This window comes from Spirillospora sp. NPDC047418, assembly GCF_040643275.1.
Classification (GTDB): domain Bacteria; phylum Actinomycetota; class Actinomycetes; order Streptosporangiales; family Streptosporangiaceae; genus Spirillospora.
This window is the reverse complement of record NZ_JBEYTW010000043.1, coordinates 36,425-50,939: the sequence shown is the minus strand read 5'-3', so window position 1 is coordinate 50,939 and position 14,515 is coordinate 36,425. Positions and strand designations below refer to the sequence as shown.

Below are 14,515 nucleotides of genomic sequence, written 5' to 3'. Positions count from 1 at the left end.
CGCGGGGGAGGTGGGCGCGGCGGGGCGCGGTGCTGACGTGGCGGGGAGGCCGATGTCGAGGCGCTGCCGTTCGGGGACGGGGAGTTCGACGCGGTGCTGTCGCGCGTCGGGGTCACGTTCGCGCCGGATCATAAGGCGTCGGCCGGCGAGATGCTGCGGGTCTGCCAGCCGGGTGGGGCGGTCGGCTGATCAACCGGACACCGGAGGGCTTCATCGGGGGAGATGTTCGCCGTGATGAAGCCCTACGCCCCGCTACCTCGAACGGGGGTGCAGCCGCCGCCGCTGTGGGGACGTCCCGAGCACGTGCGGGAGCTGTTTTGCGGTTCGAGAGGCGGATGGTGAGGGTCGAGCGTTTCGGGAAGCTGGAGGAGTTCCGCGACTACTTCAAGGCCCGCAACGGCCCGGCCGTCGCCGTCTACTGACACATCGCCGACGCCCCGGAGAAGGTGGCCTCGCTGAAGTCTGCGCTGCCGATCTGCCCGCCGGGGCGATGTGGGGACGTCCGGGTTGGTCATGGAGTGGGAGTACCTGCTCGTTACCGCGCGGAAGCGCTGAGAAGCAGGAGTCCCCCGGTGCTCGAAGGCGCCGGGGGACTCCTGTTCTGGACGTCAGCCGCAGCTGGTGACCGATACCTCGTGGTTGGCGGGGAGGGCGGCGCGGTGGGCCTCGATCTTGGTGTTCAGGTTGGCGAGGGTGCGCGTGTAGTCGCGGCTGGCCAGCCAGAACTTGTAGATGATGACCAGTTCGAAGGCGAGCAGCCCGGCGGCGCTGACCGCGACGACGGGGATGATGGCGCCGGAGACGATCGCGGCGGCGATCGGGGCGATGATGAAGACGCCCATCTGGAACTCGATGCCGCTGATCAGGTGCGGGCGGATGCGGCCCGCCATCAGGACGTTGCGGATCCGCGCGTACCAGGGGAAGCGCTGGTTGAAGCCCTGCTGGAGGGTCGCGATGGTCGGGTCGTCGGCGACGACCCGGTCCTCCATGTCGGCGTCCGGGTCCTCGGCGAGGGCCTCGGCGGAACGGAGCTCCCCGCCGGTGTCGGACGGCTCGCCGTTGGCGCGGCGGGCGGCCTGTTCGAGTTCCTCGGCCTCCACGCGGGCCGCGTTCAGCGTCGAGCGCATCTGGGACCGGACCTTGTAGATCTCCAGCGCGTCCATGTAGCGGAGCATGTCGAGGAACACGACCGCAACGGCCGTCCAGATGTAGGCGACGTTGTCGGTGGCGGCGTACTGGCCGGCCATCAGGGCGATCGCGCAGGCCAGGACGCGGACGCGGTCGAAGATGTAGTCGAGCCAGGCGCCGAAGACCGAGCCGGTGCCCTTCAGGCGGGCGATCTTGCCGTCCATGCAGTCGAGCGTGAACGACAGGTGGTAGAGCAGCGCTCCGACGAGCAGCCACGGCCAGGACGCGACCGCGAAGCAGGCGCCGGCGGCGAGGCCGAGGATCAGGGCTCCGACGGTGAGCTGGTTCGGGGTCACGCGCGTCCGGTTGGCCGTGAACCTCACCAGCCGGGACGCGAGCGGATCGACCAGCAGGACGGTCCACCAGGCGTCACGCGCCTTGTACGTCCGTTGCCGAACGTCGTCGAGCGTGAAGTTCGCCATGGAGTTCCTTTCATCGTGAGGAGCGGTCCGATGTTATCGGCTGTCCGGTTCCGGTCTCCGGGAATGCGCCGCATCCGTGCCTCCGGACCGGACGTTGGAGATCATCATCCTCCGTCCGCTGGGCAGAGAGTGCGCGGCCGACGCGGGCAATGGCAAGGGCAAGCGCAAGGACGCCTGATCAGCCCGTCCGGCTGAAACCGAACCGCCGTTTGATCATGCCGGACAGCCGTCCCGGGACGACCTGAACCGCCAGGTTCCCGCCTCCCGTCCGATAGAACGAGGCGCGACCCACACCAGGCACCGCCGGGGACGAATCGGCCATCGGCACCCGGATGCGGGACGTTTCGCCGCCCACGGTCAGCTCCATCCAAATATCCCACCGCCCGGCGCCCAGCCTGCGCGGGTCGATGACGGCGGTGAACTCCAGCCGATCGGCCCGAGCGGACGTCTCCACCTCGCCGCGCCGCGAATCGTCCCCGCCCCGCCGGTCCAGCCCGATCGCGACCTGCACCAGCGCGGCCGCGGAAGGGGTCGCCGCCACATGACCGCTGACCCGCAGGCGGCCCGACTCGTCCCACCCGATGCCGTCGAACCTCAGCAGCCGCCGGAGACCGGCAGGCCCAGGCAGCAAAGTGAACGACAGATTCCCGTACTCGCGCGTGAAGAACGGCATCACAACCGCCGCGCCACCCAGCCCAGACGCAACGAACCGGGCGGCCGGGGTGGAGTCGATCCCCGGGAGGCGGTTCGCGCCGAGCCGCGCCTCCTTCACCAGATAGTCGCTGGCCACCTCGACATGCAGATCCCAAGTGCCGGACGGCAACGAGCCGGCGGCGATGCCCACGGTGAAGCCGGTCCCCCGCTCCACCTCAAGCCGATGCTCGTCACCCGACTTCTTCGACCGCAGCAGCACGGCGGCGACGCTCTGCTCGGACGCGTCCACCATCCCCAACTGCGCGGTTCCGGCGACCCGTAACCGGTCGCCGTCCCAGTCCAGCGCGGTGACGCGGCGCTGGACGCGCAGCCGGTCGGTGACGTCGAAGTACGCGTCGGGCACGGCGGCCGACGGATCACGAAACCCGGGGAACAGACTGAACGCACGGTCCTTGTCGACGATGACCGGCACGGGATCCGGCCCCAGCGCAGCCTCGATGATCTCCACCAGCAGCCGCCGATGGCCCCCCAGCACGCAGTGGGCGAGCAGTCGGTGCCGAGGCGGCATCCGCATCAGCACCGAGGAGGTCAAGTACTCCTCGCACAACGGCCGGACAGCCTCCCGCGTCTCCTCCCGCTCATCCTCGGACGCCGCGAGAAACCGCCCGTTGAACCGGTGCAGGACGTCCCGCTGGAAGTGCCGGACGAGCATCCGATCACGCACCTCGCCCGGCTCCCGATGCGACACCACCTGCTCCAGCAGCGGCCGGGCGGCCTCCGCGAAGTACGCGCCGGCGGGCGCGCCCCCACCCTGCATGATGCTGCTGCCGTCATCACGTTCGACCAGGTAGTAGCAGTCGTAATCGGCAAGCACGGAGACACCGGAGGCATGCAGAAACGCATGAGCGGCGAACACCTTGTCCTCACCCGAAAGCACGCCCTCCGGGAACCGGACCTTGTGCTCCACCACCATGTCCCGCCGGAACAACTTGTGCGCGGTCAGCGACCGGCCATAGACATCGGTCTTCGGGTCGTCCACCGAGATGCGCGGGATCGTCGTGTCGAACCGTGCGACACCCCGCCCGATCCCCACATAGTTGCCGATCACCACGTCCGTCCGCTGGTCATCGGCCATGGCGCACATCCGCTCCAGCGCCTCCGGCCCAAGGTGATCGTCGGCGTCCAGGAAGAACAGGTACTCCCCGGTGGCGCGCTCGATGCCCGTGTTGCGCGGCCCGCCCGGCCCACCCGAATTCGGCTGCCGCACGACAACGACGTCCGCCCGCCCTGCGGCGATCCGCTCCAACACCTCGCCGCCGCCATCGGTAGAGCCGTCGTCCACCGCGATGACCTCGACCCAACCACCACCGGCGAGCGTCTGCTCGAACACCGACCGCAAAGCCCGCCCCACCGACGAACGGCAGTTGTAGACCGGCACGATGACGCTGACCTTGGGCGAAGTCATCAGCGCCCTCAATCAGCCGGAGTGAAGAGGCGATCGACGGCCCGGGACGCGGCCTTGCCGTCGTCGAGCGGGCAGAACCGGCCGACGAAAGCCTCATACCGCGACTTGTGACCGGCGCAGACATCCTCAACATCCCGGATCGCGTCGATGAGATCGTCGGACGTCTCCACCAGCGGCCCCGGCGCCTCCGCCTCGAAGTCGAAGTAGAAGCCGCGGAGCCGGTCCCGGTAGTCGGCCAGGTCGTAGGTGAAGAACAGCATGGGACGCCCCGTGTTGGCGTAGTCGAACATCACCGACGAGTAGTCGCTGATCATCACATCCGAGATCAGGTACAGCTCGGTGATGTCGGGGTACTGGGATACGTCCCGGACGAACCCGTGCTCGTCCTCCTTGACCCCGTCCACGACGTTCGTGTGCAGCCGTATCAGCAGCACATGGTCGTCGCCCAGCGCAGCCCGCGCCCGCTCCACGTCGAGCCGCATGTCGAACTTGTAGCGGCCCCGGCTGTAGTACTGGTCGTCGCGCCACGTCGGCGCGTACAGCACCACCCGCTTGCCCTCCGGGATGCCGAGCCGCGCCCTGACCTGCTTCGCAACAGCGCCGGCCTCCGGGCTGTGCATCAGATCGTTGCGCGGATACCCCACTTCGAGCATCTCGCCCTTGAACGCGAACGCCCGCCGGAAGATCTCCGTGCTGAACGGGTTCGGCGACAGCAGATGGCTCCACTCCGGCAGGACCGGCCCGCCGCCGGTCTTCGCGTGCAGCGCCTTCTTCATCCCCGGCGCGTACGCGAAGTGCACCTCCTTGATGTCGCTGCCGATCTTCTTCAGCGGCGTGCCGTGCCACGTCTGCAGGACGACCTGGTCGGGGTGCCGCCGGAACGCGTCCCCGAGCCGGTGGTTCGTCACGATGTACCGGGACGTGGCGAGGGCCTCGTTCCACTCCCGGCCGTTCAGACGCACCGCCCTCAACCCGCTCGGCAGCTCCACCTGCGCGTCGTTGACGACCCACAACTGCTCCAGGTCCGCGCCGCGCCGCCGCAACTCCTGCTGGATGGACTTCGGGCTGTCGGAGTACTGCCGCCCGCTGAAGCACGAGAACAGCACGGCGTCGCGCAGCCCGTCCCGGTCGACGCGGCGGCGGGCCTCCTCCCGGTACTTCGTCCCGGCGCTCTTCTCCTCCGGGGTGACGTCGCCGGTCACCGACACGGCGAGGCGCCCGTCGCGGGCCTCCAGCGCGTAGCCGCGCCGTGCGACCTCCCGCGGTTCCGGCAGCGCCTGCTGCGCGTGCGCGGCCAGCGCCACGGCCAGCGCCCGCTCGCCCGGCGGACGGAACAGCGCGTCCCAGCGGCCCGGACGCAGCGGCAGCACACCCGCGACACCGGGCACCGCCGTGACCGGGACCTCCGCGCGCAGCACACCGGACGACGGGTCGGCGACCAGGTCGAACGCGTGCTCTTTACTGCGCCCCCGGCTGCGCAGCACCAGTTGCCCGCCGCCGTGGACGGGATGGGTCGCGGTCACCGACAACGACCCGTCCGGACGCCACGTGCAGTCGTCCACCGACAGCCGCGTCGTCGAGCGCCGAATCCGCAGGTAGCCGCTCGGGCCGCGCCCGGCGACGACCTCCAGCGCACCGAACATCCGGTCGACGTCGGCGACGCCTTCGGCGAGCACCAGCCGCCGCCCGCCGGCCGACACCGTCCAGTCGCGGGTGTCGTCGCTCTGCTCCGGCGGCATCGGCGGGCCTTCGAGGGCCATCGGCTCGACCCGCGCACTGAACCCGCCAGCCCCGCCGGACACACCGGCCGGCCCGCCGCCGGACCCGCCCGACCTGCTGGCCGACCCGCCCGACCCGCTGGTGACGGGTACCGTGAGGTGGTCGTCGCCGAGGGTGAGGACCAGCTCGTCCGGGGCCTCGCCCGTGCCCTCGATGACGAGCGCGTCGCCCTCCCAGCGCAGCGCGGTCGCCCGCCTGACGACCTTCTCGACCGTGATGACGAAGCGGCCGTCCTCGACTCGCGGGACGATCCGCACATCATCGGCGACGTACCGGTACGGGGGATGGGCACCGCTCCCCGAACCGCCGCCCCGCAGAGCCCCCCGCCGGAACACGCCCGCGTTCAGTACGGACGCGTCGACCGTCCAGTCGCCCTCGACCCAGGCCCCGTGGTGGCGGAGCCGTCCGGTGTCGAAGGCGACCTCGAACCCGGACCAGCCCGACTTCTTCCCCGGCGCGGGCGTCTGCCTCGCCCGCGCGACGATCTTCCGCCCGCCGGACCGCAACGTCATCGCCTTCACCGACGTCCAGCGGCGCCGCATGCTGACCGAGTTGATGTACGCCTCGCCGCTGACCAGCAGCGTCCCGTCCGACCAGCTCACCGCGTGTACCCGGCCCCGCAGCCGTACCTCGCTCCGCGCCCGGTAGACCTCGCGCGGGACGCCGACCGCGGCGTCCTTCCAGTACGGGTACACGACGTAGCGCCGCAGCGGGTCGCGGACGATCGACGGCGACGCCTTCCCGCGCTCGTACCGGACGACCTTCACCAGCTCCCTGGTGTGCCCGGCCGAAGCGAGATGCCATTTCAGCCGGGTCAGCGCGGGCGCCGCCGCCAGCACCTTCGCGGGTACCTCGGCGGCGTACGCGGCGGCCTGCGCGACGACCTGGTCGCGTTCCTCGGCGGGCACGTCGGGCAGCGCGTCCAGGAACACCTGCAGCTCGCCGGTCACGGCGAGGAACTGCAGGTGCCGCCGCGCGTCGGCGTGGCCGTGCTCGCCGAGCCAGGACGTGGCGAGGGTGACGGCGCCGAACCCGTCGGCGATCTCCTGCGCCTCCGTCGTCGTCCCGAACCGGGGCCCGCGGCGGTGCAGGACGACGTCGGGCAGCACGTCGACGCCCTCCGCCAGGTGCAGCGCCTGGACCGCCACCGGCAGGTCGTCGTGCCAGCCGACGTCGGGGAACTCCAGCTTGCGCGCCATCCAGAACGAGCGGCGGAACAGCTTCCCCGATACGCGGCGATCGCCGACGAGTTCCGGGCTGCGCCGGACGTCGGTGCCGGTCGCGGGCCCGGTGACCGCCGGGCGCGGCTTCCACCGCGACACCTGGCCGTCCCACCTGCGGACGGCCTCCCGGCCGAGCGCGATGTCCGACCCGGACCGCTCCAGCGAAGCCAGCAGGGTCGCGGCAGCGGAGGCCGGCAGCTCGTCGCCGCCGTTGACGAACAGCAGGAACTCGCCGCGGCTCTCCGCGACCCCGGCCTCGCGGGCCGCGCCCCGGCTGAGCGCGCCCCGCCGGACGATCCGGAACCGCTCGTCGGGGACGGTGGTCTCGGCGGCGGCACCGGCGCCGTCGTCCATCACCAGCACGTCGAGGCCGGTGTGCGTTTGCGCCGCGAGAGAGGCGAGGGTGTCGCCGAGCGACTCCCCGGCCCCGTGCGCGAGCACGATGACGCTGATCCCGCTGGCGGACAAGCGGCCCACTCCTTCGATCGCTTCGGGCCGGTCCGGCGGCGCCGCCGGGCCGGGGTGGACGGGACGGCGGTTCACTGCGGCGGATTCGGGATCTTCTCGCCGAGGAACACGCGGCGGACGGCGCGTTCGGCGGCCTCCCCGTCGTCCCACGGGCAGAACCGGCTCCGGAAGATCGCGAGGCTCTTCGCGGCCGCGTCGCCCCACGGCGCCCGGGAGGCGAACGCGTCGACCAGTTCCTCCTCGGTCGTCGCGACGACGCCCGGCGCGGTCTCCGTCAGGTCGAAGTTGACGCCGCGGGTGAGCCGGTAGGTCTCCCAGTCGTTGGCGTAGACGACGATCGGCCGGTCGAGGTTGGCGTAGTCGAACATGACCGACGAGTAGTCGGTGAGCAGCGCGTCCGAGGCGATCATGAGGTCCTCGACCGAGGGGTGCGCGGACACGTCGATGACCCGGCCCTCCGGCCAGCCGAGGTCCGCCGCCATGTTCCTGATCCGGTAGTAGTAGTGGGCGCGCAGCAGCAGGACGTGCCCCTCGCCGAGCTGCTCCATCACCCGCCCGATGTCGAACATCGGGCTGTAGCGGCGCTGGTAGTCGCGGTGGGTCGGGGCGTACAGGATCGCGGTCGCGCCGCCGGGCACGCCGAGGTTGGCGCGCAGCCGGGCCCGCTCGTCCTCGGTGGCGTGCACGAGGCGGTCGTTGCGCGGGTAGCCGATCTCCAGCATCTCGTAGTCGCACGGGAACCCGCGCTCCCACGCCTCGGTCGACAGCGGGTTGGACGACAGGAGGTAGTCCCACCGGTCCGACCGGGCGATGAGGGTCGTGAAGTCCATGTCGGCGGCGCCGACCGGGAACTCCATCTGGTCGAGGCCCATCTTCTTCAGCGGCGTCCCGTGCTGCGTCATCATGTGGACCTGCCCGGGCCGCTTCACGTAGTGGTCGGGGAAGTTGACGTTGTTGACGAAGTACTTGGCGCGGGCGAGCGTCCGGTAGTACTCGGCGCCGCCCGCGACGACGTAGTCGACGCCGTCCGGCATGGTCCCGCGCGCGGCCGGCTTGACCACCCACACCGGCTCGATGTGCGGGGCCAGCTCCCGGACCTTCTCGTAGATGGCGGCCGGGTTGCAGGCGTACCCGCGGTACCAGTAGGCGGCGAAGACGGCGAGGTTCTCGTCGATCGAGAGGCGCCGCTGCATCTGGTAGTAGCGGTCCTTCGCCAGCTCCTTCGACAGGAGCACGCCGCGCTTGCCGACGCGCGCGGCCTTGCGGCTCCCGCGCCGCCGCGCCTTGTTCCTCGCCTCGGCGGCGCGGGCGTGCAGGAACCCCTTGTAGTCGTTCGCCTTGATCAGCCGGTGCTTCTCGGCGAGGTAGGGCTGGTCCTCGCGCTCGGGCGGGACGTGCCCGACCGGCTCGTACCGCTGGTAGGTCCGCGACATCTCCGCGAAGAAGCGCGGGTTGTCCGACTCGTGGACGCGGTCGCCGCGCTCGATGATGACGAGCAGGTGCCAGATCGCCCGGTCGAACATCAGCGGGCGGAACCGGTCGGCCTTCGCCCCCATAAGGTCCATGAACTCGAAGATGCGGTCGTACTGCGCGAACGCGTCGAAGTGCTTGGCGCCGGTGGTCCTGGTGATCGCGCCGCGGCGGCGCTGCCGGTAGATGTAGCAGACCCGGTCGAGCAGGCTGATCCGCTCGGCCGCCATCAGGATCGGGTAGGTGACGTTGACGTCCTCGTAGTAGCCGCCGCTGAACCGCAGCCCGAGGTCGAGCAGGAACTCCCGGCGGATGGCCCGGTTCCACGCCGTCATCATCATCTCCAGGACGCTCTGCCGCTCGGCGAGGGAGAAGACGTCCGGGGCGGGCGGCTCGCGGAACAGGTGGTTGATGATGCTGCGCTTGACCCTGCCGTTCCAGTAGGCCCGCGCGTAGTCGAAGAGCAGCACGTCCGGGCGGGTCTCGGCCAGCCGGTCGAGGACGGCCCGGACCGCGCCCTCGGTCGCGTAGTCGTCGCTGTCGAAGAACCAGACGTAGTCGCCGGTCGCCATGTCGAGGCCGATGTTGCGGGCGTGGCCCAGCCCGACGTTCCGGGGGAGGTGGCGCACCCGGACGCGCGGGTCGTGCGCGGCGAACTCGTCGAGGATCTCGCCGCAGCCGTCCGGCGAGGCGTCGTCGACCGCGATGACCTCGAGGTTCGGCAGGTCCGGGTCGAGGATCGAGTCCAGGCATTGCCGGATGTAGCCCTGCACTTTGTGCACGGGCACGATGATGCTCAAGGAGATGTCGCGATCAGTAGTACTCACACGTTGGCCAATCAGCTTCTCGGTGAATCCGGACCGTTTCCGCGGACCCTGTTCAGATCCTTTTTCCGCTGTGCGGCGGCTTAAGCAGCCAGCGGCCCTCGGGCTCCACGGCCCGGTGCGCGAGGCGCTGGACGGGGACGGTGGCGAGCAGGACGCCGAGCGCGAGGGCGCCGGCCGTCACCAGCACCAGTCCGGGCGGCGTCCGCAGGAACGGCGCGTCGAGGGCGCCGCCGTAGTCGAGCCCCTTCACCACGAGGCCGTGCAGCAGGTAGACGTACATCGTCCGGGTGCCGAGCGCGGTGTACCAGGCGCGCTCACGCGGCACGGCCGCGAGGAACGCGGTGCCGAGGACGACGGCGATCCCGAGCGCGAGGAGGCGGTACGCCATGCCCTCCTCGGCGCTGAAGTGCATGTGCTCGTAGCCGCGGTTCCACAGCAGGACGCCGCGCTCGACCTGCGGCACGACGGTGCCGAGCTGCCAGACGTAGGCCACCGGCAGCGCCGCGAGGAGCACGGCGGCCCCGGCCCAGCGCGCCCGGCCGATGCCGCGCAGCCGGGCGACGCGGTCGCGCGGGACCACCAGGCCGAGGACGAAGAACGGGAGCAGCCCGGCGGCCCGGCACAGCGTCGGGTCGGCGGCGAAGCTCCAGCTGCCGGCGACCAGGCACAGCGCCACCGACACCGCGACCGGGTGCCGCAGGTGCGCCCACAGCGGGGCGCTCAGCCGCCACAGCACCAGCGCGACGAGGAACCACATCAGGAACTGCGGACGGAAAAGCTCCGGCAACCGGAACTCATTTCCCCGGATGAAGACCAGCTGCAGCCGGTAAAGCACATCGAAGATGACATAGGGGACGACCAAGGTCGGGAAAACGACCCGGAATTTCTTCGTGTGGTTCATGAAGCCGCGGGAGAAGTAGCCGCAGACGAACACGAACACCGGCATGTGGAATCCGTAGACGAGCGTGTAGGCCGCGTTCACCGCGCGGCTGTCGTCGCGGAACACCTCCCAGAAGTGCCCGAGCACCACCAGCAGGATCAGGAAGAACTTGACGTTGTCGAGGTAGGCGTCCCGCCCGCCTGTTCGCGCGTCCGCTGTGCCCGCAGGGCGGGCGGCCGCCAGCACCGGGACGGTGGCGGACGCGGACGGGCGTGCGGAAGACAGGATGTCCGGCATGTCTGAAATAACCACTTTCAGTGTGCAAGCGATCACGTAGAGTGCATGGTGGACTCTAGCGACGATCGCCCGCGTCCGGGCTCAGATCCGGAAGACTGGGCCCGATCAGGAAGGCGAGGGCCCGATCAGGAGGACGGGCTTCGCCGGGCCCTGCCGCCCGGCCGCCGCAGCGGGGTGAACGCCCACGTCATCGTCGGCTCCAGCGCCCAGCGCATCGACCGGACGACCGGCCCCGTGCACAGCAGCGTCCCGACCGCGGCCGCGCCGCCGACGACGATGGCGACGCCCGGCGGGGTGTGCATCCAGTCCGCGCCCCACCAGCCGGTGAAGTCCAGCAGCCGGGTCGCGAACCCGTGCAGCAGGTAGGCGTAGAGCGTGTAGGCGCCGAACCGGGTGAACCAGTGGTGCCCGCGCGGGACCAGGGTGAGGAACGCCGCGACGAACACGGCCGCCACGACGAACATGGCGAGTCGCATCAGGGTGCCGGTGACGTTGTCGACGCCGAGCTGGAAGTTCGGGTGCTTCCAGTAGATCCAGTCCCGCGACATGTGGTCCATGACGAGGTAGGTCCCGCCGAGGCCGGCGGCGAGCACCGCCGCCCCGATCGGCCGCGCGGCCGGCCGCTTCAGCAGCTCGAAGTGCTCGGGGCGCAGCGTCAGCCCGAGCACGTAGAACGGCAGCAGCCCGATGACCCGGTGGATGTCGAACGTCCCGCCGAGGTCGCTCATGTACGACAGCAGCGCGAACACCAGCGCCACCCCGAGCGGCCAGCGGATCTGCTGCCAGACCGGGGTGGACAGCCGCCACATGAACAGCGCGGCGAGGAACCACGTCAGGTAGTACGGGTTCAGCAGGCTGATCTCCAGCTCGTTGCGGCCGGCCAGCCAGTCGTACAGCGAATAGGCCAGCTCGAACACCACGTACGGGACGCCGACGTTGGTGATGAGCTTGCGCGCCTTGCCGCCCGCGAACGTCCACTTCCGCGAGAAGTAGCCGGTGATCACGATGAACACCGGCATGTGGAACATGTAGATGAAGACGTACAGGCCCTTGGCGACCGGGACGTCCAGCAGGTTCGCCAGGGAGTGGCCGGCCACCACCAGCAGGATCGCGAAGTACTTGGCGTTGTCGAAGAAGGGGTCGCGCCGCTTGCGCGGCCGGTCCGCCGATGCCGGTTCGAACGGTGCCGGTTCGGCGGCCGTGCCGTCAGTACCGGGTGCTCCGGGGTCGGGGTGATCCGCCGTGTCGGTCGGATGGGCGGCGTGCGCCGCGGTGCCGGCTCCAGAGTGCCCGGTGCTGTACGTCATAGGCTTCCCGAGGTCAGATCCCCTTGCAGATGTTGTCGCTGGCGCGGATCTCGCCCTGCTGCTTCGGGATCCCGGCGCCGGCGCTCTTCAGGACCGTCCAGTCCTTGCCGACGACGAGGTCGACGACGCCCGGCGTGGCGCCCTTCCCGCGCACCGCGGGCTGCGGCTTGCTCGGGATCAGGTCGGCCAGTGTCTGCGCCTGCTGGTCGGCACCGGTACCGTACAGCACCTTGGTGGCCGGGGTGGCCGAAGGCGCGTTTCCGCCGACCGTCACCTGGAAGCCCTGCGACTCCAGGTCGTCGGCGACGCGCCCGGCCTGCCCGTCCACACCGCTGCCGTTGTAGACCCGCACCCGCACCTGGCTCGGCGGGATCTTCACCGCGCCGGCCTTCGGCTCCTTGGGGACGGTCTTGTCGTTGCGGACGGCGGCGAAGAACGGCTGCGCCGCGTCGGTGAGCGCGACCCGGTTGATGTCGGCCGGGTCGGGGCCGGACGGGACGGTCACGAACCGCAGCTTGCCCGAGGTCATGCCCTGCATCTCCTGGGCGATGTCCATCATGACCTGCGGCGTCAGCTCCTTGTCGGTGGTGAGCGACTTGGTGACCGCGTTCATCAGCGAGTACATCTTCTTGGGGTTGCTGAGCACCCCCGCGCTCATCGCCTTGCTGGCGAGGGCGCCCATGAACTTCTGCTGCCGCTTGATCCGGTCGGTGTCGGAGCCGTCGCCGAGGCCGTGCCGGACGCGCACGTACGCCAGCGCCGTCTCACCCGAGATCTTGTGCTCGCCCTTGCCCAGCTTGAGCCCGGACTTGGGGTCGTTCACGGCCTTCGGCAGGCACACCGGGACGCCGCCGACCGCCTTCGTGATCGTCTTGAACCCGGTGAAGTCGACCTGCATGAAGTGGTCGACGCGGATGTTGGAGATGCTCTCGATCGTCTTGATGACGCAGGCCGCGCCGCCGTTGGTGAACGCCGAGTTGATCTGCGCGCGGGAGTGCGCCGGGATCGTCCCGCCCTTGCGGTTCTTGCAGGACGGCATCGGGATCATCAGGTCGCGGGGGAAGCTGATCCCCATGGCCTGGCCGCCGCCCGGCGACAGGTGCAGCAGGATCATCGTGTCCGAGCGGGGCAGCTCGTTCTTCAGCGAGCGCCCGTACTTGCCGTTGGACCCGGCGCGGGTGTCGGACCCGAGCAGCAGGATGTTCATCGCGCTGTTCAGCTTCTTCGGCCGGTTCGGGCCGAGCTGCGCGTTGACGTCCTCGTGGGAGATGTTCCCGAACGCCTTGCGGTACAGGCCGTAGGCGGTGAGGGAGCCGACCACCATGACCGCCGACAGCCCAATGCACACCCAGCCGAGGATGCGCCAGCCGCGTCGCGGCGCCGGCTGCGGGTCGGCGTCGTCGACGTACTCCATGTACATCGGGTTGCTGTTCATCGGCTCCGGTGTCCGGGGTCTCAGCGGTACTTGGGGGCGTGGGGGGCGTCCCCCACACGGTGCTCGCCCGCTTTCAGGGTCGGGTCGGTGGACGGGGCAAGGAGAGCGTAGGTCAGGCGGGCCGGTACGGGGGCCCGGATGCGCCATCCGGTCCGGGCGGACCGGCCACCACCGTCACATGCTCCACGGTCAGACGTCGATCTAGTGTGGCTTTGTCGAAGTTTCGTTGGATTATGACGGAAGCACCCGATGCTAGTGGTGCAAGAAGACCCGCCAGTACCCCGTCGAGTGTGGCGAACGGCATGTCAACCAGGAGCCGGTCGCGCACGTCGAGCTCCCATTTCTCGACGGCTTCACGGGCGGCCGCCACCAGCTCCGCAGCACTCAATGTGGTGTTTGTCACATTGAGTGCGGGCGCCTCCGGCGTCACTCCCGGTACCGGCTCGAACCGGTCTCCGTAACCGCGGACCTCGTCGGCGTAGTCGGTCACGCCGGCCGGGCAGTCGGCGAGCGTGCCGCCGAGCGCGTGCAGCGACAGCCCGACGATCTCCTCGGCCTCCGCGTCGTCGATCACGTCGTCCAGCACCTCCTGAGCCGCCGCCAGGATGTACGGCCCGGACGAGCCGACCGGTTCGCCGCCGCGGCCCTTCACGGCCTGCGGGTCGACCGGTTCGGCGACGAGCCCCGCGGACCAGCAGGCCATCAGCCACACCGCCGTCTGCCAGTGCGGCGGCAGGACGAGCACGACCCGGGTGCCCGGCTCGGCGCCGAGGCCGTCGACCAGGAAGTTCGCCGTCTTGGCGACCCAGTTGTCGAACGTCCGCGCGGACAGCTCGACCCGCTCGCCCGACGCGTCGTCGTAGAAGGTGACGAACGGGTTGGACGGGTCGTCCGCCACCCGCCGCCGCAGCAGCTCCGCGGGCGTCGCCCCGCTCGGGCCGTGTGCGCTCATGGAGCCGAGCCTATGCCCGCATGATCGTCCGGGAGCCACCACCCGGCCGGTGCCGCTACGCTCCGCACGGGTGGATGACCACCCCATGAACCAGACGCGGGCGGACGCGCATCGCCCCGGCGGGCACGGGACCGACGAACACGGGGCG

8 protein-coding genes and 1 pseudogene are annotated in these 14,515 nt (G+C 70.3%); 1 reads left to right on the top strand and 8 read right to left on the bottom strand.

Annotated elements, in window-relative coordinates; all coding sequences use genetic code 11:
- Positions 1–57: 57 nt before the first annotated feature.
- Positions 58–189, top strand: a pseudogene (locus tag ABZ806_RS25090) (class I SAM-dependent methyltransferase); the annotation flags it as partial.
- 419 nt (positions 190–608) lie between these two features.
- On the opposite strand, the gene ABZ806_RS25085 reads toward ABZ806_RS25090, so the two are convergent.
- The 8 genes from ABZ806_RS25085 to ABZ806_RS25050 form a co-directional block, all read right to left on the bottom strand.
- Entirely contained in the window at positions 609–1,610 is a 1,002-nt protein-coding gene (locus ABZ806_RS25085; RefSeq protein ID WP_500219813.1) for a CDP-alcohol phosphatidyltransferase family protein, read from the bottom strand.
- A 178-nt stretch (positions 1,611–1,788) separates the two neighbouring features.
- The gene (locus ABZ806_RS25080; protein WP_500219812.1) at positions 1,789–3,729 is read right to left on the bottom strand and encodes a glycosyltransferase family 2 protein; all 1,941 of its coding nucleotides are present in this window, start codon (positions 3,727–3,729) and stop codon (positions 1,789–1,791) included.
- An 8-nt stretch (positions 3,730–3,737) separates the two neighbouring features.
- On the bottom strand, positions 3,738–7,199 hold the full coding sequence (locus ABZ806_RS25075) for a bifunctional glycosyltransferase/CDP-glycerol:glycerophosphate glycerophosphotransferase (protein ID WP_500219811.1): 3,462 nt from the start codon (positions 7,197–7,199) through the stop codon (positions 3,738–3,740).
- Positions 7,200–7,270: 71 nt separating this feature from the next.
- The gene (locus tag ABZ806_RS25070; protein ID WP_500219839.1) at positions 7,271–9,457 is read right to left on the bottom strand and encodes a bifunctional glycosyltransferase/CDP-glycerol:glycerophosphate glycerophosphotransferase; all 2,187 of its coding nucleotides are present in this window, start codon (positions 9,455–9,457) and stop codon (positions 7,271–7,273) included.
- 91 nt (positions 9,458–9,548) lie between these two features.
- Positions 9,549–10,673 (bottom strand): acyltransferase family protein, encoded by a 1,125-nt coding sequence (locus ABZ806_RS25065; RefSeq protein ID WP_500219810.1) that lies wholly within the window; start codon positions 10,671–10,673, stop codon positions 9,549–9,551.
- A 125-nt stretch (positions 10,674–10,798) separates the two neighbouring features.
- A complete protein-coding gene (locus ABZ806_RS25060) occupies positions 10,799–11,980 on the bottom strand; it encodes an acyltransferase family protein (RefSeq protein ID WP_500219809.1) in 1,182 nt (393 codons plus the stop codon).
- 13 nt (positions 11,981–11,993) lie between these two features.
- Positions 11,994–13,415, bottom strand: coding sequence for an LCP family protein (locus tag ABZ806_RS25055; RefSeq protein WP_500219808.1), 1,422 nt, complete (start codon positions 13,413–13,415; stop codon positions 11,994–11,996).
- 112 nt (positions 13,416–13,527) lie between these two features.
- On the bottom strand, positions 13,528–14,367 hold the full coding sequence (locus tag ABZ806_RS25050; RefSeq protein WP_500219807.1) for a TIGR03089 family protein: 840 nt from the start codon (positions 14,365–14,367) through the stop codon (positions 13,528–13,530).
- Positions 14,368–14,515: the final 148 nt, after the last annotated feature.

Excerpts from the sequence above, each read along its gene's own strand:
- ABZ806_RS25085 (WP_500219813.1), bottom strand. The coding sequence starts at position 1,610 with ATGGCGAACTTCACGCTCGACGACGTTCGGCAACGGACGTACAAGGCG.
- ABZ806_RS25065 (WP_500219810.1), bottom strand. The coding sequence starts at position 10,673 with ATGCCGGACATCCTGTCTTCCGCACGCCCGTCCGCGTCCGCCACCGTC.
- ABZ806_RS25055 (WP_500219808.1), bottom strand. The coding sequence starts at position 13,415 with ATGAACAGCAACCCGATGTACATGGAGTACGTCGACGACGCCGACCCG.
- ABZ806_RS25050 (WP_500219807.1), bottom strand. The coding sequence starts at position 14,367 with ATGAGCGCACACGGCCCGAGCGGGGCGACGCCCGCGGAGCTGCTGCGG.
- ABZ806_RS25080 (WP_500219812.1), bottom strand. The coding sequence starts at position 3,729 with ATGACTTCGCCCAAGGTCAGCGTCATCGTGCCGGTCTACAACTGCCGT.
- ABZ806_RS25060 (WP_500219809.1), bottom strand. The coding sequence starts at position 11,980 with ATGACGTACAGCACCGGGCACTCTGGAGCCGGCACCGCGGCGCACGCC.